This is a genomic window from Rhodococcus sp. IEGM 1366 (assembly GCF_033142425.1).
GTDB lineage: Bacteria > Actinomycetota > Actinomycetes > Mycobacteriales > Mycobacteriaceae > Rhodococcus_F > Rhodococcus_F globerula.
Genome location: NZ_JAWLRZ010000001.1, coordinates 980,777 through 1,004,206, shown reverse-complemented (window position 1 = coordinate 1,004,206; position 23,430 = coordinate 980,777). Strand labels below are relative to the sequence as shown.

Genomic DNA, 23,430 nt, shown 5'->3' with positions numbered 1-23,430 from the left:
ATCATTATCGGGCATTTACGACAGATATGCCTGCGATTACATCAGCGGCGCGTTACCGCTCTGAGTTATTTTCGCCAGAACAGGTGGTGGGTCATCCCACTCGGGCTTGGCACGATCTCGAGATTGAAACGGTCACGCAGCTCGTCCGGCGACTCCCAGAGACGGAGCCCGGAACCGAGCTCGACCGGAGAAACCGCGACGTGCATGGTGTCGACGAGATCCGCGTCGAGAAACTCCCTGATTGTGGTCACCCCACCGCCGAGCCGAACGTCCTTACCCTGTGCGGCCTCGCGGGCCTGCTCGAGCGCGGTCGTCGGGTCTGCGTCGACAAAATGAAAAGTCGTGTCGGAAAGGGTGAACGACGGTTTTGGGTGGTGGGTCATGACAAACACGGGCGTGTGAAATGGCGGCTCGTCGCCCCACCATCCCTGCCACTCGAGGTCTTTCCAGGGTCCACGCTGGAATCCGAATTTGTTGCGGCCCATGATTTCGGCGCCGATATTCTGGGCGAAGTCGCGAGAGAAGTAATCGTCGAGCCCTCGACTTCCACCGGGGTCGGTTCGATTCGGCCAGCTGGCCGTGGCTCCGGCCCACGCAAACATATCGCGATGGTCGAACCCGAACGGGCTCTCGAAACTCTGGTTCTCACCCGCGGCGACTCCGTCATTGGAGATGGTGAAGTTCTGGACCCGTAGTAGCTGATTCACTGTGCGCTCCCACACTCTCGATGATGGCAATACGGGAATTAAGACTCGGCGTAGAGGTGAAACTCATCGGCGGCGGGACTATGCATCAAGCCTGATCGTCCATGAGACCGAGCGTGTCCCAAGCCTGCTCGATGCGTCCGGCCGAAAAACGAGCATCGGAGCTTTCGAGCTCGGCGAGGATGGCCTGGACGACAGCGACCATGGCTGTCAGCGACGGAGTCACGTAGATACCCTCGATCGGGGTGATCACGACGTGATCGGCGAATGTGTTCAGGGGTGACGAGTGCAGGTCGGTGAGAACGGCGATAGTCGCGCCCCTTTCGCGTGCAAGACGGGTTAATCCACGCAATGTACTGGTGAGGCGCCAAACATTGATGACAATGACACAGTCGCGTTCGTCCAGGTGTGACACGTGTATCGCCTGCGACGTTGCGGAGCCGGCCGAGAGGCGGATGTCGTATCCGTAGACGGACGCCAGGTGACTGAGTACCTGTGCGGGTCCTGCCCCGGATCCACTGGTGATCAACACGATTCGACGGGCCGCTTTCATCGCGTCGGCAATGCTCTTGATGGCAGTGACGTTGGCCGCGGACGAGACGGCGGCGAGGTTTGCCACATCCTGCCTCAGCATTTGCGCCGCCGCCTCCGTTGATTCGGGGCGCTCGGGATTTGTTGTCACGAGTGAGTCGAGATATTCGGCTCTGAGCGCTTGACGAAGATCGCTCCACCCCTCGAACTGGAGTTGCTGGGCGGTCCGCACAACAGTGGAGACATTCACTCCAGCGCGCTCGGCGACTTCGCGGCCAGATGCATACGAGGCGAACTGCGGCATCTGTGCAAGAACTTGTATGACCCGATCGGCCTGAGCTCCGAGGTTCGCGCGCTCTGCTCGTTGCGCGAGCATCGTCCCAACCGTCACCTCGGAGCGCCTCTTTTCACTGGATCTAATACATGGCATCAAGCGTCGCTGACGACCTGAAACACGTCACTGGTCGCAGTCACGCTATCACCGCAATCTCAGGCCTCCTTGGGGAAACTTCGCATGAACAAAGTGTTGCATAAATCACGACTATGCATCTAATGTTGCGCGCATCCCAGCCTCGACGCGAGCATTCACGCAGCCCACGGACAACAATCAGTCGCTTTCAAGGAGAGACCATGCACACTCGGGTAATTAACGCCCACACGCTCGAACCCTCGACTGGCGAGCGGCAGAAGAATGCCTGGATCGACATCGCCGACGGGCGGATCGTCGACAGCGGGGTGGGGCGGCCCCCCGCTTCGCCCGGCGACATTCGAATCATCGATGCAGGTGGGGGCACCGTCATGCCCGGCTTGGTCGACGCCCACGTCCATATCCTGGTGACGACGACAAATACCGCCGAAATTGCTGGATGGACGCCGGGTTATGCGACTGTGAGAGCGCTGCGCTCGGCGGGCGACATGCTCCGACGTGGTTTCACCACCGTGCGTGATGTCGGTGGCGCCGACCATGGAATGGCCCGTGCTTTGCAAGAGGGCTTGGTCCCAGGGCCGCGACTGATCTTCGGCGGTAAAGCACTATCGCAGACCGGTGGCCACGGAGACTTCCGCTCTCTCAATGACACCTCTGTGCCCTGCTGTCAGCTGAAACCCGACTTCGGACGGATCGCGGACGGCGTTGATGCCGTTCGCCACGCGGCCCGCGACGAGTTCCGCAAGGGCGCGCATCACCTGAAGCTTGTCGTCTCCGGTGGGGTCGCATCCCCGACTGACGAGATCTCAGCGGTCCAGTACACACAGGAAGAGATACGTGCGGCTGTCATCGAGGCTGAGAACCACAATCGGTACGTCACGGTGCATGCCTACCACCCGCGCTCGGTGAATCAGGCGCTGAGGGCTGGCGTGCGATGCGTCGAGCACGGCAACCTCATCGACGACGAGTCGATCCGCCTGCTCGTCGAGAACGACGCCTTCTTGGTCCCGACAATCATCACGTACGAGGCGATGTACGAGGCCGGTGCTGCATCCGGCCTGTCCGCAGGATCACTGAAGAAGCTCGACGAGGTTCGGACAGCGGCCGTCGGCGCGCTTGAACAGGCCCACAGGGCAGGAGTGAATCTGGTCTACGGCACCGACTTGCTCGGGCATCTGCAAACGCGTCAACTCGAAGAGTTCACGATCCGTGCGCGCGTTCAGCCGATCCTCGACGTGATACGCAGCGCCACCAGCACTGCTGCGCGCTTGCTCGGCATGGAAGGAGAGATCGGCACCCTCGCGCCGGGCGCTCACGCGGACCTCCTCGTGTTGGACGGGGACCCGGAGCAGGACCTCACTGTCCTCACCACGCCGGAGCGGTACTTGCGTCACGTGATCCACGGCGGTGACGTCACCGACATCGCTAAGTGATGGACATAACAGCGGGATGTGGAGGCCTACGTCGCCAATAGACATCAGGCCAATCGGATGCATCCGTGTGCATGTGCAGAAATACAAGAAAGCCCCGCACCGGCATCTCTGCTGGTGAGGGGCTTTCTGTTGTGCGCCCGAAGGGATTCGAACCCCTAACCTCTTGATCCGTAGTCAAGTGCTCTATCCGTTGAGCTACGGGCGCATGTTCTGTTGTGTTGCTGGTCTTGCGTGTCTTGCCGTCGTACTTTCTATCATTTCTTACCCGCCGGTCAAAATCACCGGCGTGGCGGAGGCGAGAGGATTTGAACCTCCGGTCCCTCGTAAAAGGGACAACTCATTAGCAGTGAGTCCCATTCGGCCGCTCTGGCACGCCTCCCTGGGGGTTCCGATCCTTTCGGACCGCCGGGACGAAAGATTACACACTTCTCACCACCAATGGCAAAACGAGTGGTCAGAGCCCTGATTCATGGCGTTATCGCAGGTTGCCGTCGAACCAGTCGAAGATCCGGGTGCGGGCGTCGATGATCGCGGCTGCACAGGGGTCGTCGTCGTCCCGGCCTTCGGGGACTTGTGGTGGTTCGTCCGCTCGATGCTGCAATCCTGCGTAGCTCACCACCAGGGTCGCCACGTCGGCTTTTGCCGTCGCCTCCCTCAGTCTGTTGACGTGCTCGGGTGGAGTGTCGGGATCGTCCTCCCCGTAGAGGGCGAGCCACGGGGCTTGCAAGGACACCGCGGCGTCGAGCAATGCCTGCGCGTCGACAGACAGCGCTTCGACGATCCCACGGGCGGCGACACTCACAGCCGCACCGACGGGACGACTGGTTGCGACGAGCATCGCCGCGGTGCCTGCCGCGTCGAAACCGAGGACGCCGATGGTGTCGGCCGGGACATCGCGGCCCGTGAGCCAATCGAGGGTCGCGTCGACGTCGGCAAAGAGGTTGTCACCAAAAACATCGCCCTGGATTACCTCGGGTTCACGGTGAAAAAGATGCGGGGCGACGGTCAGCCAGCCGTCGACGGCAAGGGCAGCCATCAACTCGAGGAGCGCTTTGCTGAATTGCCTCGCCTCGTGCAATACGACGATCGCGCCACGGGTCGGGCCGTCGGGTTCCACCACGGTCAGTGGCACAGTGGCGACGCCGCCGTCGGCCACCCGCAGATTCGCGGCATCTCGGAACATTCCCGACATGCTTCCTACTCTGACACGTGGACGGCTCGAGCGCACCGAATCAGAGCGCGCATAATCGGACTGTGACCCCACACATTCGCCCCGACCTCGCTTCGATCCCCGCCTACGTTCCCGGACGCAATTTTCCGGGTGCGATCAAACTCGCGAGCAACGAAACGACACTTGGCCCGCTGCCCAGCGTCCGTGATGCCGTGGCCGAAGCTGTCGGACACGCGAATCGTTACCCCGACAACGGCGCGGTGGCATTGATCGAGACGCTTGCGTCATTCTTGAATGTCGAACCGGCCAACGTCGCTGCTGGTTGCGGCTCTGTGACGCTGTGCCAAGAGTTGGTACAGGTCACATGCGATCCGGGCGACGAGGTCATCTACGCGTGGCGCTCCTTCGAGGCCTACCCGGTGGTGACTCAGGTTGGCCACGCAGTGTCGGTGAAGGTCCCGCTGGCCGAGGATTTCGGGCACGACCTCGACGCGATGCTCGCCGCGATCACGGACCGCACGCGCCTGATCTTCATCTGCAACCCCAACAACCCGACCGGCAATGCACTGTCGAAAGCGGAACTCGAAAGCTTCCTGAACGCCGTCCCGTCGAGTGTCGTCGTCGCTCTCGACGAGGCGTACTACGAGTACTCCCGATCCGATGCGGACGGCATCGAACTGTTTCGCAATCGCCCGAATGTGGTTGTACTGCGCACGTTCTCGAAGGCGTACGGCTTGGCCGGCATCCGGGTGGGTTACGCGGTGGCCCATCCCGAGATCATCGTCGCGCTCGGCAAGGTCCACACACCGTTCTCGGTGAGCGCGCTCGCGCAGACCGCCGCCATCGCGTCGCTGGCCGCAGCCGACGAACTCCTCGCCCGCACCGACGCCGTCATCGCGGAGCGGACTCGCGTTCGCACCGCACTGATCGAGGCCGGCTACACCGTCCCCGAATCGTCGGCGAATTTTGTCTACCTGCCGCTCCGCGAACTCTCTCCCGGCTACGCCGATGCAAGTACCGAATCCGGCATCCTGATCCGCCAGTACGGCACCGAGGGCGTCCGCATGACCATCGGCGATCCGGACGAGAACGATGCCTTCCTCGCATTTGCCTTGACCGACGAAGCCAAGCGCTTGGCGGGAATCGGCGTCAGCGCGTGACACTTGATACATAACTGTTACGCCCAGCCCTAGAATTCGTTCTCGCGGCCAGGCACACTCAGGAAGGTTCGAAACCGGTCCGGAGGAAGGAGCACGAAGTATGACGCGAGGCATCACACGCGCTTGTGCTGTGCTCGCGACTTCTCTCCTCGCAACCTCCCTGAGTGTGACTGGCGTGGCTAGCGCCCAGAGCCCCGATACCGTCTCGGTCCGGTTGCTCGCGTTCAACGATCTCCACGGCAGTCTGCTGCCACCAGAAGGCGAACGCAGCCAAATCATGCAGGCCGACGGTTCGTACACCCCCGCGGGCGGCGCCGCATACCTCGCCGCGTACGTGTCCCAACTGCGAAACCAAGCGTCGAATTCGTTGCTCTACTCCGTGGGTGACAACTGGGGATCGTCTGCGCTGGAATCGTCGATGTTCAACGACGAACCGACAGTCGAACTCCTCAACCGCATGCAGATCAATGCGTCGGCGATCGGCAATCACGAACTCGACGACGGCCTCGCGGAATTCCGTCGGATGGAATCGGGTGGGTGCTCCGCGGAGAACGCCTGCACCTTCAGTCCCACGTTCGGCGGAGCCAATTTTCCGCTGATGGCGGCCAACATGACGTACACCGACGGCACACCGGCAACGCTGCCCTTCACGGTCGACATCGTGGACGGCGTTCCCCTCGGCGTGATCGCGATTGCGGCAAGTAACACAGCTCAGATCGTGGCACCGGACGGCGTTTCGACCCTGAAATTCGGCGACGAGGTCGAAGCAATCGATCGCACCGCGGACGTTCTCGACTTCTTCGGCGTCAAAGCCATCACCGTGCTGTTGCACCGCGGCGACGAACCGGACATTGCGGGTGGGCCAAACGACTGCAACGTCACATCCGGTCCCGCTCGCGACATCGCGTTGCGAGCATCGCCGAAAGTCGACGTCATCTTTACCGCGGACAGTCATCAGCAGTACAACTGCGAATACCCCGATCCCGCCGGAAATCCCCGCGTGGTGATGCAGGGCGCGTCGCACGGTCGCATCGTCTCCGTCGCGGATGTCGTGATCGACCGCACCACTCGGGACGTCCTGCGCGATCAGACATCGTCGTTCAATCAGATAGTGACACACGATATTTCGCCGGACCCCGACACGGCAGCGCTTGCCGATCAAGCATGGAATGCGGCTGCCGAAGTGGCACAACGTCCCGTCGGCACAATCACCGCCGACCTGACTCGCGACCAATCGCCCAGCGGAGAATCCGCCATCGGCAACCTGATCGCCGACGCTCAATTGGCGGCTGGCACCGCGCGGGGAGCCCAAATCGCTCTGACCAATCCGGGCGGAATCCGCGAAGACCTCGACACCGGAACCGTGACGTACCGCCAGGCCCATGCGGTGCAACCGTTCGGCAACAGCCTCGAGGTGCTGTCCATCACAGGTGCGGCGCTGAAAGACGCGCTGGAACAGCAGTTCCAATCTTCGCCGGAATACTTGCCGTTCGAACGAATCCTCGCCCCGTCTGCTGGTTTCACCTACACACTCGACCGCAAGGCCCCCGCCGGGTCACGCGTCTCGGAAATGCGCCTGAACGGCGAAAACATCAACCCGGACACGGTTTATCGTGTTGCGGTCAACAAGTTCCTCGCCGAAGGCGGCGACGGGTTCACAGCCCTGCGCAGCGCCATCGAAACAACCGGGGCGGGCAACGACCTCGACGCCCTGGTTGCCCTGTTCACCTCCGGCTCACCAGTTGCGCCGCCGGCCACCGATCGCATCCGCACGGTCGGCTGAATAGGCATCAGCGAGCCGATTGCCTAGTCTCGACTGGTGATCATCGCGACCCATAACGGCAAGTTCCACGCAGACGACGTCTTCGGCGTATCGCTCCTGAAGCAGCTGTACCCCGACGCCACCGTCGTACGCACCCGTGACGAGGACGTCCTGAACAGCGCAGACATCGTGCTCGACGTCGGCGGACGCTACGAGCCGGCAGCCGGCCGTTTCGACCACCACCAGCGCGGTGCGGGCGAACGCAGCAACGGCATCCTGTACTCGGCCTTCGGGTTGCTGTGGCAGGAATACGGCCTGAAGTTCTGCAACGGCGACGAGTCCGTGTGCCGTCGTATCGACGGCCGCCTGGTCGAGGGCATCGACGCCGTCGACAACGGTCAGGAGATCTACACCCTCAACGAGTTCGGCACCAAGCCATTCGACCTTTCCGCGGTTCTGGATCTGTTCAATCCCATCTCGTCCACCGACGAGGAATTCGACATTCAATTCGAACTCGCGGTTGCGCTCGCAACGCAGATCCTGATTCGCTTGCGCGCCAAGTACGCCGGCGACGCAGCGGCCGAGAAGGAGTTCGCGGACACGTACGCCAAAGCGTCGGATCCGCGATTTGTCGTCCTGGAACGCTTCATTCCGCACGGCCGCGCGGCGTCGGCTCAGCCGGAGCTGTTGTTCACGATCTTCCCGAACACCAACGGCGGCTGGTCGATTCAGACCGTCAAGCCGGCTGATTCGAAGTTCGGTTCACGAAAGCTGTTGCCGGAGCAGTGGCGCGGCCTCAACGGTTCGGATCTGGCGGCCGAAACCGGTGTCGACTCGTCTGTGTTCTGCCACAAGGCCGGATTCATCGCTGCCGCGCACACTCGCGACGATGCGATGAAGCTGCTGGAATTGGCTCTCGCAGAGTAGATCCTCAGCATGGTTCTTCAGCGACGGAGTGCGGATTCCAGTATCGGCCAGGAATCGTGCAATGCATCCTCGTAATAGGGCCACGAATGGGTTCCGCTGTCCCGGTAGGCAAACACTCCCGCGATGCCCAGACCTTCGAGCCTGCTCTCGAAGGCCTGGGTGCACGAATGGACGAGCGCTTCGAGCGGCCCACCCCGGACAATCGCCGTCGCTCCTTCCAGAGTGAGGGCTGTGTTGTGCGCTCCTGGCAATCCGCTGCTCGCAGAGCTGTAGATCGTTTTGCCACGCAACGCCTCCGCATTGCCCGACGGATTGTGATTGCGCCAGTCCGGATCCCCGGCCGGCCCCCACATATTCGTGGCGTCGCCGTTCTTGCTGGCAACCGTGGCGCGCACGAAGTCCTGTGAGTACGGCGCCGTGGTGTCGAGACACCCACTGTACGAAGCCAATCCCGTGTACAAGTCCGGATTCCGAGTGATCAGGTTGCCCGCAGCCAGCGCGCCCATGGATACGCCGCCGACAACATTGGTGCCGTTCCCGGCGAATGCCTCATCGATGAGGGGCGGTAACTCTCGCGTCAGAAACGACTCCCACTTGTTCACACCGAGGTTCGGGTCGTCGCTGCGCCAGTCGGTGTAGAAACTACCGGTACCTCCCACCGGCAGAACCACATTGACGTCCTTGTCGGCAAAGAACGCCTCGATGTCGGTGTTCTGCGTCCACGTACTTTCGGTGTATCCCGACTCCGACCCGGCACTGACCCCGTCGAGGAGATAAAACGTCGGCCGAGGGCCCGGCGCGCTCGCGGGATGCAGAACCTGAACCTGAACTTCGCGGCGCATCGACAGGGAGTCGACAAACACTGCACTGCGAGTGGGCGTCAACTGCTCGATCCGTGCGATATGAGCGATCTCTGTCTCGGCGTGAGCTATCCCTGTCTCGGCGTGAGCAACAGCTGTATCGGAGTGCGCAACACCGACGAGGCCGAATGCACTTACCGAGAGAATCACTCCGAGTACCACTGACGTCCGCATAAGTGGCCACCTTCTCACATAACGCCCTGTCAGACTGTTCGGTCGTGGCTGCCGATTCGACCGAAGGATTGAGTCGATCAAAAGCCGGGTATGCGTCACTCTTGGCAAGTTCTCCACCGATGCACACACAGGTGTGGATAACTTCATTCACATCCAGCCCACGACTGTGCATAACCTGTGCACAACTACATGAATTACATCAAGGTTATTCCACCTACCTCGACTAACAGGGTTCTACACAGTGTGGATAACTTTGTCCTCAGATTCGCCGAACCGTTGCCGTTTCGGGCGTGTCCATGCAGTTCCGACCCAACGCGACATGATTTGTTCACAAGGAGGCAACTCCCCATACTGAGTCCATGATCTCCGCCCTGTTGGCCGCTGCCGCCGTTCTGGCACTCCTCACACTCGTGCCCGGACCGGACATGGCCGTCGTGACGCAGGCAGCGCTCGCCGGCGGTCGATCGTCCGGATTCCGGGTAGCGGTAGGCATCATCAGCGGACTGCTCGTATGGGGCTTGCTCACCGTGCTCGGCTTGTCGGCGTTGCTGGCCGCTTCCGCGGAGGCATACACCGCCGTGAAACTCGCCGGCGCTGCCTATCTGATCTATTTGGGGGCGCGAGCGCTGTGGGGCAGCCGTTCATCCCAACTGCGCAGCGTCGACGCACCGCGTTCGCAGAAGGCCGGGACCTGGAAAACCGGTTTCACCACCAACCTTCTCAACCCCAAAATCGCGGTCTTCTACACCAGCCTGCTGCCGCAACTGGTTCCAGCGGGATGGCCGACGGGTCCGTCACTCGCACTCCTGGTGATCATCCACGCAGCGATCTCCATCGCGTGGCTCAGCGCCTACGTCGTGCTTCTCTCCCGCGCCCGTAGCACCTTCGAGAAGCCGAAAGTGCGGCAGGCACTTGAACGTGTGACCGGCACGGTTCTTCTAGGATTCGGAGCGAAGATCGCGCTGGAAGCGCGCTGAGTCGACACATCAGAGAAGAGCACAACAGTGGGCGCGTGGGGATCGGGACCGTTCGAGAACGACGGTGCGGGGGATTTGATTGCATCCATCGGGCACGGTGATTTCACCTTCGAGTCCGTGGAATGGGCGTTCGAGGACGACTACCTCGAGGTGGACGGCGGCCAGATCGCCGTTGCCTTACTCGAATTGGTGCTCATTGTGCGCGCCGATCGCAAACGGGATCCTGCCGTCGAGGAACTTGATCTCGACGCCTTTGCCGACGCCTTGACCAGCGAGCGGCTCACGTGGCTGATCGAGATGGTGGAGCGCACCATCGCGTCGACCGACTCGGAACTGTTCGAGCTCTGGGACGAGCAGGGACCGGAAGAACTTGCGGCCTGGCGGATCCCGGTTGTCGACGGTCTCGAGGATCTGCGTGTGCTGTCGGTCTGATCTAGGTCAGTAGCCCGCCGACGGATCGATCACGGCAGCGAGGTCCTCACCCGCAGCAAATCGAGCAACGTTGGCGGCCACGTGATCTGCCAGGACGCGCGTGAGCGTCGTAGCCGGGTTGGCGACGTGCGGAGTGATGATCGCGTTAGGCAGCTTCCACAACCGGTGTCCGTGCGGCAGCGGCTCGGGATCTGTGACGTCCAGTGCCGCACCGCCGATCGATCCGGCTTCGAGGGCGTCGACCAGCGCATCCGTGTCGACGAGATTTCCGCGGGCGATGTTCACGATCCAGCTCGACTCCGACATCTGGTCCAGTTCCGCCTTGCCGATCAGATGCCGGGTCGCCGACGTCGACGGTGCAGCGATCACGAAGTGGTCTGCCTTGGACCAGATTTCACCGGTGCGATCGGCCGAGAGCGTTTCGACGGCTCCTTCGACGGGGGTCCCCGAGCGGGTGATCGCGATAACCTCGACCTTGGATGCGGCGAGGTACGGGATCAACGCGCGACCGATTCCACCGCAGCCGACGATCGCCACCGTCGAGCCCTGCAAGGTGCCCACTCGCGGATCGAATTCTTCTTTACGCCACGACTGTGCCGCCAATTGTTCGGGGAGAGAGCGCACTCCAGCAAGGAGGAGCATCATCGTGTGCTCGGCCACGTTGCCCGCATACGCGCCGGCAGCGGACGTCCAGACCCGCTTGTCGTCGATGACGCCGGCGTCGAACCAGGGCTCGATCCCGGCAAACGGCAACTGCACCCAGCGAACCGAGTCGGGCAGCGACGACGGGAACGTGTCCGGCCCATCCGCCCAGACGACGCCCTCGGCCTCGGCGAGTGGAACGAGCACTCCACCGGCTCGGCGAATCCCGTCCGCAAGGTGCGAATCCTCGACGGGACCGAGATGGATGCGAGGGGCGCTGGTGCCTGTCATGAGAGACGCTTTCTATTCAAGGGAAGTGGCGGTGGGGCGATCGACGACGGCAGTCATGTCCCCATCACCGTAGAGTATCTCCCGTTCTCTAGCCGTTTGCTTTCGCGATCGAGTCCTTGCCCTCTGCGGCGCCGCCCTTGATGGTGTCGTGCTGGACGGGAACGAACTTCTTCTTCGGTAGCAGGAACAGCCACGTCGCAAACACGAACGGACCGGTACCCGCCGGCAGACTGATCGGCGCGAAGGCCGAGACCAGGGTGCCGTGAATGACTACCGTCACCAGCACCCCGAAGACCGCATAGACAAACACACGCCACGACGGGTTGTAGAACACCGACCCCAAGGCGATAGCCGTCAACACCGAACTGAGCCCGTAAAGGCCGTTACCGATGTCGACGGTGTTTGCGCCGAGCGCAAGTACCGAACCGATCGCTACGGCGGAACCGATGAGGGCGAACACCGCCGCCCACCGGGACGCAACGAGCAAGGCGACCACGAAGATGATTCCGGTGATGGTGTTGTTGATCAGAAATATCTGGGAGACGTTGCGAAACAGTGTGTCCCAGAGGAAGCCGAACGTGATGTCGGCGTGAACCGATGAATCCCCGATGTGCTGCGGGAACTGTGCGGCACTGAGGTCCGACGTTTCGATCCGCAGGAACTGGAAGGCGGCCAGAAGGAAGAACCAGTTGACGAGGTTGAACGGAAAGGTCAGCGCCGGCACACCCCAGGTCTTGAAGACGTTGGCAACCGCAAGAAATGCGATAGTGGACGCCGCAGCACCGACAACCAGGTAAATCCACAGCATCACGCCGCCGGCAAGGAACGTGGGAAATGCTGCGCCGACCAGGATTCCGTTGTATCCGTACAAACCGATGCGCATCGAATCGTCATCCGAATGCAGCAGCATCCCGGTAACCGTGGACACCACCAAACCCACAACCGCGCCGATCGCCACGGTGATCGTGTCGGCGGCTATCGCACCCCAGAAAATACCGATGAGAAACAGCAGTCCGGTCAGGGCATTGCCCTGAAACATCACCTGCCCGGAGCCCTTGAGGTTGGTGTCGATGAATCGCAGCACGACGTTCTTGTCCGCGATATCGTCCCAGGGTTTGGTGATGGTGGTCATCTCACATCCCTCACACTTCTTCTCCCGGCGAACCGCGTCATCCCCAGAGCGGGACGGGCGGAATAGTGGTATCCAGAACCGACTTTCGAACGAGCGCCCAGAAATCACGGACCTTGGCTTTGACCGGTTCGCTCTCGGGACCCAGGACCTTGAAGATCAACCCGGCATCGTTCGGTAGTCGGCTCGCACCCGAGAAGACCTTCCCGTCGGGCCCCGGAACAACCTGTTCCAGTATCTCGTCGGCATTCTCTTTCGGAGTGAGCAGAATGACGTTGCCGAAGACGTCGTACTCCCCCATGATTCCCTTGTATCGCACCGGGAAACGCTGCGGTTCGATCACCAGTTTCTCGGTGAAGAGATCCGCTCCATCCGGGCGCCGCGCCTTGATCAGGGTGGAGTACAGGTCGTAGACAAACAGCTCCGTATCGGACTGGGCGCTCCTGTGGTACTTACGGCCAGGCATCACAATTTCCGAAAATAGCAGCGTTGCAGACGGATCCACCGTGACATCGGTGCGTGCGAAGTACCTCGCATTGCGGTGCGGGATAGTCACACCCGGCATCAGTTCGAGATACGAATTCTCAGCCAAGGTCACCTTCTGCAACTGCGACGCATGATTCGCATCCATTTGATGCACCTTGGTTGCCGACTGTGTCGTGACGTGTGCCAAGGATCCGGGTTCCATGTCGATGGTCAGGAACAGCCGATCACCCTGCAGCACACTGCCGGACGTCGAGATCATGTAGACGCACGGCATTGCCGGCAACGCTTCGTCCCAGTACAGCGCTTGTTGAACAAGTAAAGGCGTCTTCCGATACATGTCCCGGAGAATCGTCTTGTCGCCGCGATCGACAAAACGCATCTCGAGCACCCCGGTCTTGCCCACCTTGCCGGCCGGGGCTTGCTTCGGCTGATCCTGGTACTGGTCGAGTTCCGGAACGGTCGGGATCGGCCCCGGGAGCGACCGCGCGGCCCCCGAGGCAGCTGGAGCGCTCACTTGGCGCTCGCTCCCACTTCCTCTTCGTCGAAGAGGACACCGTGCACGATGAGGTCCACCACTTCCTTGATTCCCTCGCCGGTCATGCAATTGGTGAAGACAAACGGCTTGTCACCGCGCATTCCCTTCGAGTCTCGATCCATGACACCCAGATCGGCCTTCACGTACGGTGCCAGATCCGTCTTGTTGATGACCAGGATGTCCGACTGCGAGATCCCGGGTCCGTTCTTACGCGGAATCTTATCTCCCGCAGCTACATCGATGACGTAGATGAAATAGTCGACGAGAGCGGGACTGAACGTCAGAGTGAGGTTGTCACCACCACTTTCGATGAACACGATATCCGTGTCCGGGAACGTGCGTTCCATGTCCTCGACCGCCGCGAGGTTCATACTGGGGTCCTCGCGAACGGCGGTATGGGGACACGCACCAGTCTCCACTCCCACGATACGTTCCTCCACGAGAACACCTTTGAGTGCCTTGCGCACATGCTTGGCATCCTCCGTGGTAACCACGTCGTTGGTGATGATCAGTACACTGGTCCCCCGCTTCACGAATTCCGGCGTAATCGCCTCGATGAGGGCAGTCTTGCCCGAACCCACAGGACCGCCGATTCCGATGCGCGTTGTCTTCTTCATGATTCTCCTTCTAGTTCATGAACATTCGGACATGTGCCTTGACGTGAACCGCTGCCAGAATGTCGATCATCGGGGAAAAGTTGGACATGTCATCAAGCCCGTACTCGCGAACGGCCGCATACTCGCCGTCGGCGGATTGATTCACCTCGAACAGAATCTCCTGCGTGGCAAGGTGATCTACCCGAACGATACGGAGCGCCGCACCGAGCAACGTCATCGCCACACCGTACTGATGAACGGTAAAGGCATCATGCTCCGGAGAACCCATCTCCGCGAAGGCAATTCCGAGACCCGCCGGATACGTGCCGGGGGTTTCTCCAGCCTCGATCGCCGATAGCCACTTGCCGAACAACGTCTCACCGGCGAGTCGGCCGCCGAGCTCCGCCAGCTTCTTACCCATCCGGGTAGTCATCGTTCGGGACTCTTCGTTGAGTTTGCGTTCGATCACGGCATGATCCGCCGCCAGAATCGCCGAGAAATTACCGTCCGACGCACCCCGGTGGGCGGCCAGCACGGCGATACCATCGCATGTCGCACCCTGATGCGCGGCCGAGAGAACAAATTCCCGCAACGACGGAGCATCGGTGACAATTCCTTGCGCCACGGCCGATTCCAACCCGTTCGAGAACGAGAAGGAACCGACCGGGAACATCGAATCGGAAAACTGCATCATCCGCATCGCACGGTTGATGCTCAGCTGCGACCCTTCACACGAGGGGGTCATGGGTATGCCCCTCACCCTCGCGCGCTGCCGCACCGAACAGTCGGCGTGCCTCGTGCGGAGCAATGTAGGGAATGACCTCGGAGCCAGGAATGAAGGTGTACTCGATGCCCTCGAACGCATGGGTGCGCATCACCGAACCCATGACCGCCTTGTCTACCGTCAGCGGAACATAGACCTTCATTCCCTTCACCACTGCCGGCCAATGCTGGTTACCCACAGCGTGACCCAACTCGAGACACGTCTGGATCATCTTCTCCGGTGTCACGTCGAGCAATGCACTGAGGTCGATCTCGAGCACGTCCTTGAGGTTGATCCGCGCGACAACGACGGTGTTCTCCGGCTCGTCCCACAGCAGAATGTCGCCGTCCTGCAACTGAACACCGCGGTCGAGTGACACCGCCAACTCACGTCCGCCGACCGTCGTGCGTCGCAACCTGCTCTTCTGCGCTTCCCACTGATCGAGTGAAAGTACGTCGACTACTGCCTTCTCGAGTCGACCGGCCCACTCTTCGTCAGTCTCCTTCCCGAGTAGCGCGTCGACTCGAGTGGGCTTGCCTGTCGACGCCGTCATCTCGCCGTGAGTGTGTGCGATTGTTTCAGACACAGGATTCCCCTAACTGAAGAAGTAAAGTTGGTTCAGGCGAATGGATTCGGCCGGTTCGACGTAGGCGTGAACGCCGTCCGCCGTCACCGCGAAGGTCTCCGGATCGACCTTGATCTCCGGAGTGGCAGAGTTTCGCACGAGGTCGCGTTTGGTCACGGTGCGAGTGCCCTCGACGGCAAGAACTTGACGCTCGAGTCCTAGTCGATCCTTGATGCCGTCATCCAACGCGGCCTGGGACACAAACGACACCGAACTCTCGGGCAGGGCCTTACCGAACCCACCGAACATCGGCCGGTAGATCACCGGCTGCGGGGTCGGTAACGATGCGTTCGGATCTCCCATGGCGTGCCAACTGATCATTCCGTTCTTGATGATCATTTTAGGCTTCGCACCGAAGAAAGCGGGTTCCCAGAGAACAAGATCCGCCATTTTTCCCGGCGCGATGGAACCAATGACATGGGACAACCCGAATGTCAGGGCCGGGTTGATCGTCGTCTTCGCGACGTACCGTAGGACCCGGAAGTTGTCGTGCGTCTTGGAGTCCTCCGGCAGCTTTCCCCGGGCACGTTTCATGCAGTCGGCTGTCTGGATCGCCCGGAGCCAGTTCTCCCCGACACGGCCCATTGCCTGCGAGTCGCTCGAGAACATCGAGATGACCCCCATGTCCTGCAGCACGTTCTCCGCACCGATCGTCTCCGCGCGAACGCGTGACTCGGCAAACGAAACATCGGACGGCACTTTGGGATTGAGGTTGTGACAAACCATGATCATGTCGAACAACTCGGCTTGCGTGTTGATGCCGTACGGCAACGTCGGGTTGGTCGACGCTGGAAGAACGTTGTCCTCACCGGTCACCCTCAGGATATCCGGTGCATGGCCGCCGCCGGCGCCCTCACTGTGATAGGTGTGAATGGTGCGGCCCTCGAATGCTGCAATGGTGTCTTCGACATAGCCGGCCTCGTTCAACGTATCCGTGTGGATGGCAACCTGAACGTCCATCTCGTCGGCCGCACGCAGCGATGCCCGGATCGCGGCTGGTGTTGCGCCCCAGTCCTCGTGGACCTTCAATCCCGCGGCACCTGCCTTGATCTGCTCGATCAAAGACGGATAGCCGGACGAGTTGCCCTTACCCAACATGGCGATGTTGACGGGAAGACCCTCATTGGCCTTGAGCATCATCTCCATGTTCCAGATACCCGAGGTGATGGTGGTGCCGTTGGTACCGTCCGACGGCCCGATACCGCCGCCGATCAGCGTCGTCACACCACCACTGAGCGCGTGGTACGCCTGCTGAGGAGAAACGAGGTGGACGTGCGGATCAATACCAGCGGCAGTCAGAATCAGCTGCTCACCGGAGATGGCATCCGTTGCCGGTCCCGTCGTGAGTCCCGGCGTCACCCCGTCCATCGTGCTCGAGTTGCCGGCCTTGCCCCACCCGACGATTTTGCCGTCCTTGATACCGACATCGGCTTTGACGACGCCGATCGTGGCGTCGAGGATCACGACGTTGGTGATCACCAGATCGAGTGCGCCATCGCGACTACACGACGCCGGATCCTGGCCCATACCGTCGCGCAGAGTCTTGCCGCCGCCGTAGATCGACTCATCACCGATGGTTCGAAGATCTTCCTCGACCTCGATGTACAGGTCCGTGTTGCCGAGCCTGATCTGGTCACCTTTCGTGACACCGAACAGGCCCGAATACTCTTGCCGTGAAATGCTTGTCATGAGTATTGCTCTCCTTCGGCCACCGTGAACGAGGCTCAGTCGGATTGTGGTTCGGACAAGAAGCCGAGCTCATCGGCAAGAGCGACGGCACGGGGCAAGCGCGGGCGATACGCGGCGTGCGTGGGAGCCCAACCGTCCACCAAACTGTTGAATCCGTGGGCGCGCTGCTTGCCGCCGAACGGCACCAACGTCACTTCCTTCTCGTCTCCCGGTTCGAAGCGCACGGCAGTACCGGCCGGGATGTCCAGACGCCAGCCGAACGCCTTCTCTCGATCGAATGACAATGCTCGATTGACCTCCATGAAGTGATAGTGCGACCCCACCTGAATGGGCCGGTCACCCGTATTTCGCACACGCAGCTTCAGACGCGGCCGGCCTTCGTTGATCTCGATCGGTTCATCCCGCAGGACGTATCCCCCGACCGGAACCTTCTTCTCGTCGCCGGAATTCTTCTTCGATGATTTTGTTGCCATCTTCGGGTGCTCCTGAGTTGGTCTTTCGGCCTGAGTTCGGTACGGCTACTGGATGGGCGAATGCACGGTGACGAGGCGGCTACCGTCGAGGAAGACCGCCTCGACCTGCACGCGCGGAATCATGTCCGCGACACCGTCCATGACGTCGTCGACGGTCAATGCGTGCGACGCGTCCGCCATGACTTCCTCGAGAGTTTTCCCCTCGCGAGCACCCTCCAAGGCAGCCGCCGTGATGACAGCTACCGACTCCGGGTGATTAAGCTTGAGCCCCTTTGCTTTTCGTCGCAGAGCCACGTCAGCCAACATGAGGATGGTCAGCTTGTCGAGTTCTCTCGGTGTCAGATGCATTCCGACAACTCCTTCTCGCTCATACTCTTCACTTCCGTGTGGTCAGCTGGAAAGCTGGTCAGGTCCCGGTACCGGGTGCGCTCGACCCCGACAACGGTTCCGCGGATTGCTGCACAAATCCACTCCTCCTTCCGAGGGAGTGCCGGTTGATTGCGTCGAGCACGGCTTGGGCGCGGTCGGACGGTACAAGAACTTCGACCCGCAATCGGTCGGTGAAGACGACGTCGTTGCGTTGGCCGCGGAACTTGAGAGAATCCGAATCACTCGCGGACACATGGGCTTCCGAAACCACGATCGACTCCGCTCCCGCAGCCAGCAATGCCTCACGCAACTTCTCCGACTCGATGGTCTGGAGGACCGCAGTGATCAGTTCATGCTTCGGCGCATCGGGATGTGGAGCAAGCTTTTCTCCGTCGGCTACGACTCCCCCGTCGAACCCGGTCGATTGCGGTGCTCCACCTGCTTCGACAAACGCCGGGTTGTAGCGGTATGCGTCCATGCCTTGCTGACGACGGTCGATGTTCACCTGGTCTTTCGGAGCCAGCTTGAGCCCGATCGTCTTCTCGATTCCCATGGCGATCAACCAGGTCACGACAAACGAGAAGGCGATGACGGTGATCAGAGCCAAAGCCTGCTCACCGAGTAGACCGAGTCCGCCACCGAACAGAAGTCCGTCGCGGCCGATCGGGTTGATCGCCTTCTCTGCAAACAGACCGAGAAGCAGCGATCCGAGGATGCCGCCGACAAAGTGGACGGCGATGACGTCGAGTGCGTCGTCGAACTTGAAAATGGACTTGAGCGCCAATCCGAAGTGGCAGATCAATCCGGCAAGCACACCAATTGCCAAGGCGGAGAACGTACTCACGAAGCCGGCGCAAGGTGTGATGGTCGCCAAACCTCCGACCGCGCCGGTGATTCCACCGATCGCCGTGGCTTTACCCTCGGTGTACCGCTCGATGACCAGCCAGACGACCATGCCGCCGGCAGCGGCAATGTGAGTGTTGATCAAGGCTTGCGCCGCAACGCCATCCGCAGCCAGACCGTCGCCGGCGTTGAAACCGAACCAGCCGAACCACAAGATGCCAGCGCCGACCAGAGCCAACGGAACGGAGTGAGGAACGGCTTCCGCGTTCGGCCAGCCCGGGCGTTTGCCGACAACCAACAAGATCGCGAGTGCTGCGGCGCCCGCCGACGCGTGGACGACGATTCCGCCGGCCCAGTCCTGCGCCCCACGGAGCGCCAACCAGCCTTCAGGATTGAAGAGCCAGTGGGCGATCGGGGGATAGACGATGATCGACCACAGAACAAGGAGAACAGCCCACCCCAACGGCTTGAGACGGTTTGCCGTGGCACCGGTGATCAAAGCAGGCGTGATGATCGCGAACATCATCTGATAGGCGACAAACGCCAAGGTCGGGACTGCAACAGCCCCCTCGATCAAGTGGAATCCCGGCGCGGCGGCGGTGTGAATGTCCTGCAAGCCGAAGAGTTTCAAGTCGCCGAGAAAGCCGGATCCCCAGTCGCCGCTGAACGCAAAGCTGTAGCCGAAGACAACCCAGGTGATGGACACCAAGCCGAGCGGAACCAGGTTCTGCTGCAACATCACCAGCGCGTTACTGCCGCGCACCAATCCAGCGTAGAAGAACGCGAGACCTGGAACCATAAAGAGGACAAGCCCTGCGGAAATGAGCACCCAGGCCGTGTCACCACTATTTATAACGGGTTCGGCGAGCATCGGTAAAACCACCTCCGAGTAATAAGACCGTAATAGGTCTCGATTTTTCTCGTTACGCGTACGAACGACGGTGCGCGGTTAACACCGACAGCGAATATCCAACCGAAGGCGCCGGTGCCATGGTTGCACATTTCGTACCGAATGGTGGGGTTGCTCTGCTCTGCCAACTTAGGGAGAGTTCCTGAATTCGGAGTCGAAACAGTAACGGACAGAACTTATTTCATTCTTTCGGTCACCGAACAATAACAATAGTCAGTCAGCACAGTTACGGCGCGACACCCGCATCGCGGCGCTTCTCTAATATGCTTTCGATTGCAAAACATCGAAGTGGAAATAAAAGTTGCCCAAGTCCACGTCAATACCTATCCGAATGGTCAGGTAATTACGCGAATTAGTGGCCTAACTGTTCAGTTGAACATCCACAAATCCGCGATTCATTCTTGAATATCCCCGCAAGGTTGCGTACTGCAACAAATAGATTGAACCGTGTCTCTGCAGCTGGCGACAAAAAGTCCCCCACCTGCGCAAGCAGGTGAGGGACTGTTGGCGGAAGCGGAGGGATTTGAACCCCCGGTGGGTTTAACGCCACGCTCGCTTTCAAGGCGAGTGCATTCGGCCGCTCTGCCACGCTTCCGTGGGCGATACTATCCGGTGCACTCGCGAACTGTGAAAACGGCTCCCCGTTACTCAGCGATCGCCGATGGCCGCGTCAACCTTCGAGAAGACGTCTGCCAGCACTTCCAGTTCATTGGGCGTCAACAAATCCACGAGATTTTTGCGCACGCCGGCGACATGGGTGGGTGCGGCAGCAGCGAGGCGTCGTCGGCCCTCGTCGGTGATCTGCGCAAGCACGCCACGCCCGTCCTCGGCGCAGGTAGTGCGCTCGACTATGCCCTGAGACTCCATGCGACGAATCTGGTGCGTGAGGCGGCTACGAGAGGACAGGACACCGTCTGCCAAGTCACTCATCCGAGTTGAACCGTCCGGGGCTTCCGACAACATCACGAGGATGCGGTAATCCGCCAACGAGAGATCATGCGAATCCTGCAGCTCCCGGTTCAAGACCTCCATGAGCCGCTGATTGCCGTCCATGTATCCGCGCCAGGCACGCATCTCGGCAGGCGTCAGCCACGGAGTTTCTTGCTGCGCGGGCAGCATTTCCTGCTGCGAAGGCGACGTTTCCGCCGGTACGCTGGACGGCTCCCGGAGTACGGGTGCCTCGTCGGTTGTCGTGTCAGTTGTCACGGCTCCCCAGTTTAGACCTGCATACGCCACATTCAGTCTTCTTCACAGGCCTGAAGTCCTGAAGCGGCCAAAGGCGCTAATGTCCGGAAGTGGCCACCAATAGGGACCTGTCGATTTCCCCCACCGAAGACACCCCAGCCAGTCCCATCGTGAGATCGAAATCGGCGAGCAGGCTCCGCAAAGCATGGCGGACGCCGTCCGCTCCGGCCAATCCCAAGCCGTATACCCACGGTCGCCCGTACAAAACCGCCTTTGCTCCGAGCGCCAGTGCGATGATCACGTCGGCACCACACCGAATACCCGAATCCATCAGGATGTCAGCTTCATGTCCTACGGCCGACGCTATGGGCCCCAACGCGTCCAACGCGGATATCGCCCCGTCCACCTGACGACCACCGTGGTTGCTCACGATGATTCCGTCGGCACCGGCCGCAACCGCGGCGCGAGCGTCGTCGGGATGGACAATTCCCTTGACCGCGATCGGAAGTGACGTCCACTGGCGAAGTTTCGCGATATCCGCCATCCGAACGGCGTGATTGCCGAACAGCGACACCCACGTCAGAACCGCAATCTGCAGTGCTTCCGCACTTTCCTCGGGCGGTGTCGCCAACTTCGCGCGGAAGACCGGATCGGACAGATAGTTCGCGATACCTTTCGCCCGCAGGAACGGCAAGTGACCCAGTTCCAGATCCCTTGGACGCCAACCCATGCCGGGCGTATCGGCCGTCACCACGATGGCCTTCGCTCCCGCGATGTCAGCACGGCGGACAAGCGATTCGGCAAGCTCGTCGTCCGCCGGCCAGTACAACTGGTACCACCAGTTATCTCCCGACACCGCGCCGACATCTTCGATGGTCGACGAGGCCGCAGTCGACAAAACCGAGCCGATACCCAATTCCGACGTGACCGAACCGACCGCAACCTCTGCGTCGTCGTGTACCAAGCCGAGTACTCCGACCGGCGCGGTCAAAATCGGCGCAGCCAAACGCGTACCGAGCACCTCGACGCTCAGATCGCGGGCATCGGGGGCGGCGGCGCCTCGAAACATGCGTGGCACTATCGCGTGCTTCTCGAACGCCCGGAGGTTCGATGCTGCGGTGCGTTCGGTCGAAGCGCTGCCCGCGATATATCCGAAGGCTTCGGGTGAGAGTTGCTCACGCGCGGCAGCTTCCAGCCCAGTCGCTGTCATGGGCAGCGACGGGACGGTGCCGCCCAGGCCGCTCAGGTAGATCTCGTTCTGCATGTTCCCGAAGTAAGTCACGACAGCGACGGTAGCGCCAAACCCTCCTATTGCGGGGCGATTCGCTAGCGTCGTATCCATGTACGCCATCACTATCGACCAGCCAGGCGGCCCCGAGGTCATGACCTGGGCGCAGCAGCCCGATCCGGAAGTGCCTCGCGGGCATGTCCTGGTTGACGTCGCAGCGACCGCCGTCAACCGAGCCGACCTCCTGCAACGCCAAGGTTTCTACCCGCCACCACCCGGCACGAGTGACGTCCTCGGACTCGAATGCTCCGGCGTCATCAGCCAGCTCGGCGAAGGTGTCACCGGATGGGCCGTCGGCGACGAAGTGTGCGCACTGCTTGCCGGTGGCGGATATGCCGAGAAGGTCGCAGTACCTGCGACACAACTCCTTCCGATACCCGAGGGAGTGGATCTGCGAGTCGCTGCTTCCTTGCCGGAAGTCGCCTGCACGGTCTGGTCCAACGTGGTCATGCGCGCCGGACTGCGCCGCGGACACACTCTGCTGATCCACGGGGGCGGCGGCGGAATCGGAACTCACGCCATCCAGGTCGGCAAAGCTCTCGGTGCGCGAGTTGCCGTGACCGCCGGCTCGGAGGAAAAACTGGCGCGCTGCCGTGAGCTGGGTGCGGACATCACGATCAACTACCGCGAACAGGACTTTGTCGCCGCTCTCGCCGAGGCCACCGACGGACACGGCGCGGACATCATTCTCGACAACATGGGAGCGTCGTACCTGGGCCGGAACGTGGACGCCCTCGCGATGGACGGGCACATCGTCGTCATCGGAATGCAGGGCGGACGTAAAGGCGAAGTCGACATCGGCAAGTTGTTGGGGAAACGCGGAAGCATCACCGCGACAGGCCTACGTGGGCGTCCGATAACGGGGCCAGGCGGAAAAGCCGAAATCGTGGCCGACGTTCGAGCCAAACTGTGGCCGTTGATCGCCGACGGTTCCGTCCAACCGGTCGTTTCCATTGAGCTTCCGATTGCCGAAGCGCCGTTAGCTCACCAATTGCTGGATTCGCCCGAAACGGTAGGCAAGGTCATCCTCACCGTGAAGTGACGTAAC

The 23,430-nt window shown here is 61.1% G+C and carries 23 protein-coding genes and 3 tRNA genes; 7 read left to right on the top strand and 19 right to left on the bottom strand.

The features are described 5' to 3' along the window. Positions 1-65: 65 nt before the first annotated feature. Both R4P64_RS04805 and R4P64_RS04800 read right to left on the bottom strand, forming a co-directional pair. Positions 66-707 carry a dihydrofolate reductase family protein gene (locus tag R4P64_RS04805; RefSeq protein ID WP_317819527.1) on the bottom strand — a complete coding sequence of 214 codons (642 nt, stop codon included), beginning with the start codon at positions 705-707 and terminating at the stop codon, positions 66-68. Between the two features lie 85 nt (positions 708-792). After that, on the bottom strand, positions 793-1,626 hold the full coding sequence (locus tag R4P64_RS04800) for a MurR/RpiR family transcriptional regulator (protein ID WP_317819526.1): 834 nt from the start codon (positions 1,624-1,626) through the stop codon (positions 793-795). Between the two features lie 239 nt (positions 1,627-1,865). Between R4P64_RS04800 and R4P64_RS04795 the strand changes: the two genes are divergently transcribed. After that, positions 1,866-3,095: a metal-dependent hydrolase family protein gene (locus R4P64_RS04795; RefSeq protein ID WP_084702600.1), complete on the top strand. Its 1,230-nt coding sequence runs from the start codon at positions 1,866-1,868 to the stop codon at positions 3,093-3,095. A 132-nt stretch (positions 3,096-3,227) separates the two neighbouring features. Here R4P64_RS04795 and R4P64_RS04790 read toward each other — a convergent pair. The 3 genes from R4P64_RS04790 to R4P64_RS04780 all read right to left on the bottom strand — a co-directional run bounded on the left by R4P64_RS04790 (position 3,228) and on the right by R4P64_RS04780 (position 4,287). Next, positions 3,228-3,300 (bottom strand) — tRNA-Arg (locus R4P64_RS04790). A gap of 82 nt (positions 3,301-3,382) precedes the next feature. Beyond that, positions 3,383-3,474 (bottom strand) — tRNA-Ser (locus R4P64_RS04785). A gap of 96 nt (positions 3,475-3,570) precedes the next feature. After that, complete coding sequence (locus tag R4P64_RS04780) at positions 3,571-4,287, bottom strand: dienelactone hydrolase family protein (RefSeq protein ID WP_033235114.1); 717 nt, start codon at positions 4,285-4,287, stop codon at positions 3,571-3,573. A 62-nt stretch (positions 4,288-4,349) separates the two neighbouring features. Between R4P64_RS04780 and hisC the strand changes: the two genes are divergently transcribed. The 3 genes from hisC to R4P64_RS04765 all read left to right on the top strand — a co-directional run bounded on the left by hisC (position 4,350) and on the right by R4P64_RS04765 (position 8,115). Further along, a complete protein-coding gene (gene hisC / locus R4P64_RS04775) occupies positions 4,350-5,426 on the top strand; it encodes a histidinol-phosphate transaminase (protein WP_287161139.1) in 1,077 nt (358 codons plus the stop codon). Between the two features lie 100 nt (positions 5,427-5,526). After that, complete coding sequence (locus R4P64_RS04770) at positions 5,527-7,209, top strand: bifunctional metallophosphatase/5'-nucleotidase (RefSeq protein ID WP_287161138.1); 1,683 nt, start codon at positions 5,527-5,529, stop codon at positions 7,207-7,209. A 36-nt stretch (positions 7,210-7,245) separates the two neighbouring features. Then, complete coding sequence (locus tag R4P64_RS04765; protein WP_287161136.1) at positions 7,246-8,115, top strand: MYG1 family protein; 870 nt, start codon at positions 7,246-7,248, stop codon at positions 8,113-8,115. A gap of 17 nt (positions 8,116-8,132) precedes the next feature. On the opposite strand, the gene R4P64_RS04760 is transcribed toward R4P64_RS04765, so the two are convergent. Further along, the gene (locus tag R4P64_RS04760; RefSeq protein WP_317819520.1) at positions 8,133-9,149 is read right to left on the bottom strand and encodes an alpha/beta hydrolase family protein; all 1,017 of its coding nucleotides are present in this window, start codon (positions 9,147-9,149) and stop codon (positions 8,133-8,135) included. Positions 9,150-9,508: 359 nt separating this feature from the next. On the opposite strand from R4P64_RS04760, the gene R4P64_RS04755 reads away from it, so the two are divergent. Continuing rightward, on the top strand, positions 9,509-10,126 hold the full coding sequence (locus R4P64_RS04755) for a LysE family translocator (protein ID WP_317542093.1): 618 nt from the start codon (positions 9,509-9,511) through the stop codon (positions 10,124-10,126). Between the two features lie 27 nt (positions 10,127-10,153). Further along, a complete protein-coding gene (locus R4P64_RS04750) occupies positions 10,154-10,558 on the top strand; it encodes a DUF4259 domain-containing protein (protein WP_033235119.1) in 405 nt (134 codons plus the stop codon). A 6-nt stretch (positions 10,559-10,564) separates the two neighbouring features. Here R4P64_RS04750 and R4P64_RS04745 read toward each other — a convergent pair whose 3' ends face one another. From R4P64_RS04745 to R4P64_RS04685, 13 genes are all read right to left on the bottom strand, one after another. Further along, positions 10,565-11,491, bottom strand: a complete 927-nt coding sequence (locus tag R4P64_RS04745; RefSeq protein ID WP_317819517.1) for a D-isomer specific 2-hydroxyacid dehydrogenase family protein — start codon at positions 11,489-11,491, stop codon at positions 10,565-10,567. 88 nt (positions 11,492-11,579) lie between these two features. After that, positions 11,580-12,623 carry an urea transporter gene (gene yut, locus R4P64_RS04740; RefSeq protein ID WP_317819516.1) on the bottom strand — a complete coding sequence of 348 codons (1,044 nt, stop codon included), beginning with the start codon at positions 12,621-12,623 and terminating at the stop codon, positions 11,580-11,582. A 37-nt stretch (positions 12,624-12,660) separates the two neighbouring features. After that, a complete protein-coding gene (locus R4P64_RS04735; RefSeq protein ID WP_317819515.1) occupies positions 12,661-13,620 on the bottom strand; it encodes an urease accessory protein UreD in 960 nt (319 codons plus the stop codon). Beyond that, positions 13,617-14,258: an urease accessory protein UreG gene (ureG, locus tag R4P64_RS04730; protein ID WP_033235122.1), complete on the bottom strand. Its 642-nt coding sequence runs from the start codon at positions 14,256-14,258 to the stop codon at positions 13,617-13,619. Before ureG ends, R4P64_RS04735 begins: the two co-directional genes overlap by 4 nt. 10 nt (positions 14,259-14,268) lie before the next feature. Continuing rightward, positions 14,269-14,982 carry an urease accessory protein UreF gene (locus R4P64_RS04725; protein ID WP_287161128.1) on the bottom strand — a complete coding sequence of 238 codons (714 nt, stop codon included), beginning with the start codon at positions 14,980-14,982 and terminating at the stop codon, positions 14,269-14,271. After that, positions 14,966-15,586: an urease accessory protein UreE gene (gene ureE / locus R4P64_RS04720; protein WP_317819513.1), complete on the bottom strand. Its 621-nt coding sequence runs from the start codon at positions 15,584-15,586 to the stop codon at positions 14,966-14,968. Before ureE ends, R4P64_RS04725 begins: the two co-directional genes overlap by 17 nt. A gap of 9 nt (positions 15,587-15,595) precedes the next feature. Further along, positions 15,596-17,314, bottom strand: coding sequence for an urease subunit alpha (locus R4P64_RS04715; protein WP_033235125.1), 1,719 nt, complete (start codon positions 17,312-17,314; stop codon positions 15,596-15,598). A 35-nt stretch (positions 17,315-17,349) separates the two neighbouring features. Then, a complete protein-coding gene (locus tag R4P64_RS04710; RefSeq protein WP_033235126.1) occupies positions 17,350-17,787 on the bottom strand; it encodes an urease subunit beta in 438 nt (145 codons plus the stop codon). A gap of 45 nt (positions 17,788-17,832) precedes the next feature. After that, positions 17,833-18,135: an urease subunit gamma gene (locus R4P64_RS04705; RefSeq protein ID WP_033235127.1), complete on the bottom strand. Its 303-nt coding sequence runs from the start codon at positions 18,133-18,135 to the stop codon at positions 17,833-17,835. A 58-nt stretch (positions 18,136-18,193) separates the two neighbouring features. Next, on the bottom strand, positions 18,194-19,870 hold the full coding sequence (gene amt, locus R4P64_RS04700; RefSeq protein ID WP_317819512.1) for an ammonium transporter: 1,677 nt from the start codon (positions 19,868-19,870) through the stop codon (positions 18,194-18,196). 544 nt (positions 19,871-20,414) lie between these two features. Continuing rightward, positions 20,415-20,504: transfer RNA gene (locus tag R4P64_RS04695), tRNA-Ser, on the bottom strand. Positions 20,505-20,557: 53 nt separating this feature from the next. Further along, positions 20,558-21,028, bottom strand: coding sequence for a MarR family winged helix-turn-helix transcriptional regulator (locus R4P64_RS04690; RefSeq protein ID WP_033235227.1), 471 nt, complete (start codon positions 21,026-21,028; stop codon positions 20,558-20,560). Between the two features lie 163 nt (positions 21,029-21,191). Further along, entirely contained in the window at positions 21,192-22,436 is a 1,245-nt protein-coding gene (locus tag R4P64_RS04685) for an alpha-hydroxy-acid oxidizing protein (protein ID WP_317819510.1), read from the bottom strand. Between R4P64_RS04685 and R4P64_RS04680 the strand changes: the two genes are divergently transcribed. Next, positions 22,435-23,424 carry an NAD(P)H-quinone oxidoreductase gene (locus R4P64_RS04680; protein WP_317819509.1) on the top strand — a complete coding sequence of 330 codons (990 nt, stop codon included), beginning with the start codon at positions 22,435-22,437 and terminating at the stop codon, positions 23,422-23,424. The genes R4P64_RS04685 and R4P64_RS04680 overlap by 2 nt on opposite strands. The last annotated feature ends 6 nt before the right edge of the window (positions 23,425-23,430 follow it).

What these genes read in the sequence shown, in the direction of transcription:
- R4P64_RS04690 (WP_033235227.1), bottom strand. Translation starts at nt 21,028, where the DNA reads ATGCTGCCCGCGCAGCAAGAAACTCCGTGGCTGACGCCTGCCGAGATG.
- R4P64_RS04680 (WP_317819509.1), top strand. Translation starts at nt 22,435, where the DNA reads ATGTACGCCATCACTATCGACCAGCCAGGCGGCCCCGAGGTCATGACC.
- R4P64_RS04770 (WP_287161138.1), top strand. Translation starts at nt 5,527, where the DNA reads ATGACGCGAGGCATCACACGCGCTTGTGCTGTGCTCGCGACTTCTCTC.
- R4P64_RS04760 (WP_317819520.1), bottom strand. Translation starts at nt 9,149, where the DNA reads ATGCGGACGTCAGTGGTACTCGGAGTGATTCTCTCGGTAAGTGCATTC.
- amt (WP_317819512.1), bottom strand. Translation starts at nt 19,870, where the DNA reads ATGCTCGCCGAACCCGTTATAAATAGTGGTGACACGGCCTGGGTGCTC.
- R4P64_RS04725 (WP_287161128.1), bottom strand. Translation starts at nt 14,982, where the DNA reads ATGACCCCCTCGTGTGAAGGGTCGCAGCTGAGCATCAACCGTGCGATG.
- yut (WP_317819516.1), bottom strand. Translation starts at nt 12,623, where the DNA reads ATGACCACCATCACCAAACCCTGGGACGATATCGCGGACAAGAACGTC.
- R4P64_RS04780 (WP_033235114.1), bottom strand. Translation starts at nt 4,287, where the DNA reads ATGTCGGGAATGTTCCGAGATGCCGCGAATCTGCGGGTGGCCGACGGC.
- R4P64_RS04710 (WP_033235126.1), bottom strand. Translation starts at nt 17,787, where the DNA reads ATGGCAACAAAATCATCGAAGAAGAATTCCGGCGACGAGAAGAAGGTT.
- R4P64_RS04705 (WP_033235127.1), bottom strand. Translation starts at nt 18,135, where the DNA reads ATGCATCTGACACCGAGAGAACTCGACAAGCTGACCATCCTCATGTTG.
- R4P64_RS04755 (WP_317542093.1), top strand. Translation starts at nt 9,509, where the DNA reads ATGATCTCCGCCCTGTTGGCCGCTGCCGCCGTTCTGGCACTCCTCACA.
- R4P64_RS04715 (WP_033235125.1), bottom strand. Translation starts at nt 17,314, where the DNA reads ATGACAAGCATTTCACGGCAAGAGTATTCGGGCCTGTTCGGTGTCACG.
- R4P64_RS04685 (WP_317819510.1), bottom strand. Translation starts at nt 22,436, where the DNA reads ATGGATACGACGCTAGCGAATCGCCCCGCAATAGGAGGGTTTGGCGCT.
- R4P64_RS04795 (WP_084702600.1), top strand. Translation starts at nt 1,866, where the DNA reads ATGCACACTCGGGTAATTAACGCCCACACGCTCGAACCCTCGACTGGC.
- R4P64_RS04745 (WP_317819517.1), bottom strand. Translation starts at nt 11,491, where the DNA reads ATGACAGGCACCAGCGCCCCTCGCATCCATCTCGGTCCCGTCGAGGAT.
- ureG (WP_033235122.1), bottom strand. Translation starts at nt 14,258, where the DNA reads ATGAAGAAGACAACGCGCATCGGAATCGGCGGTCCTGTGGGTTCGGGC.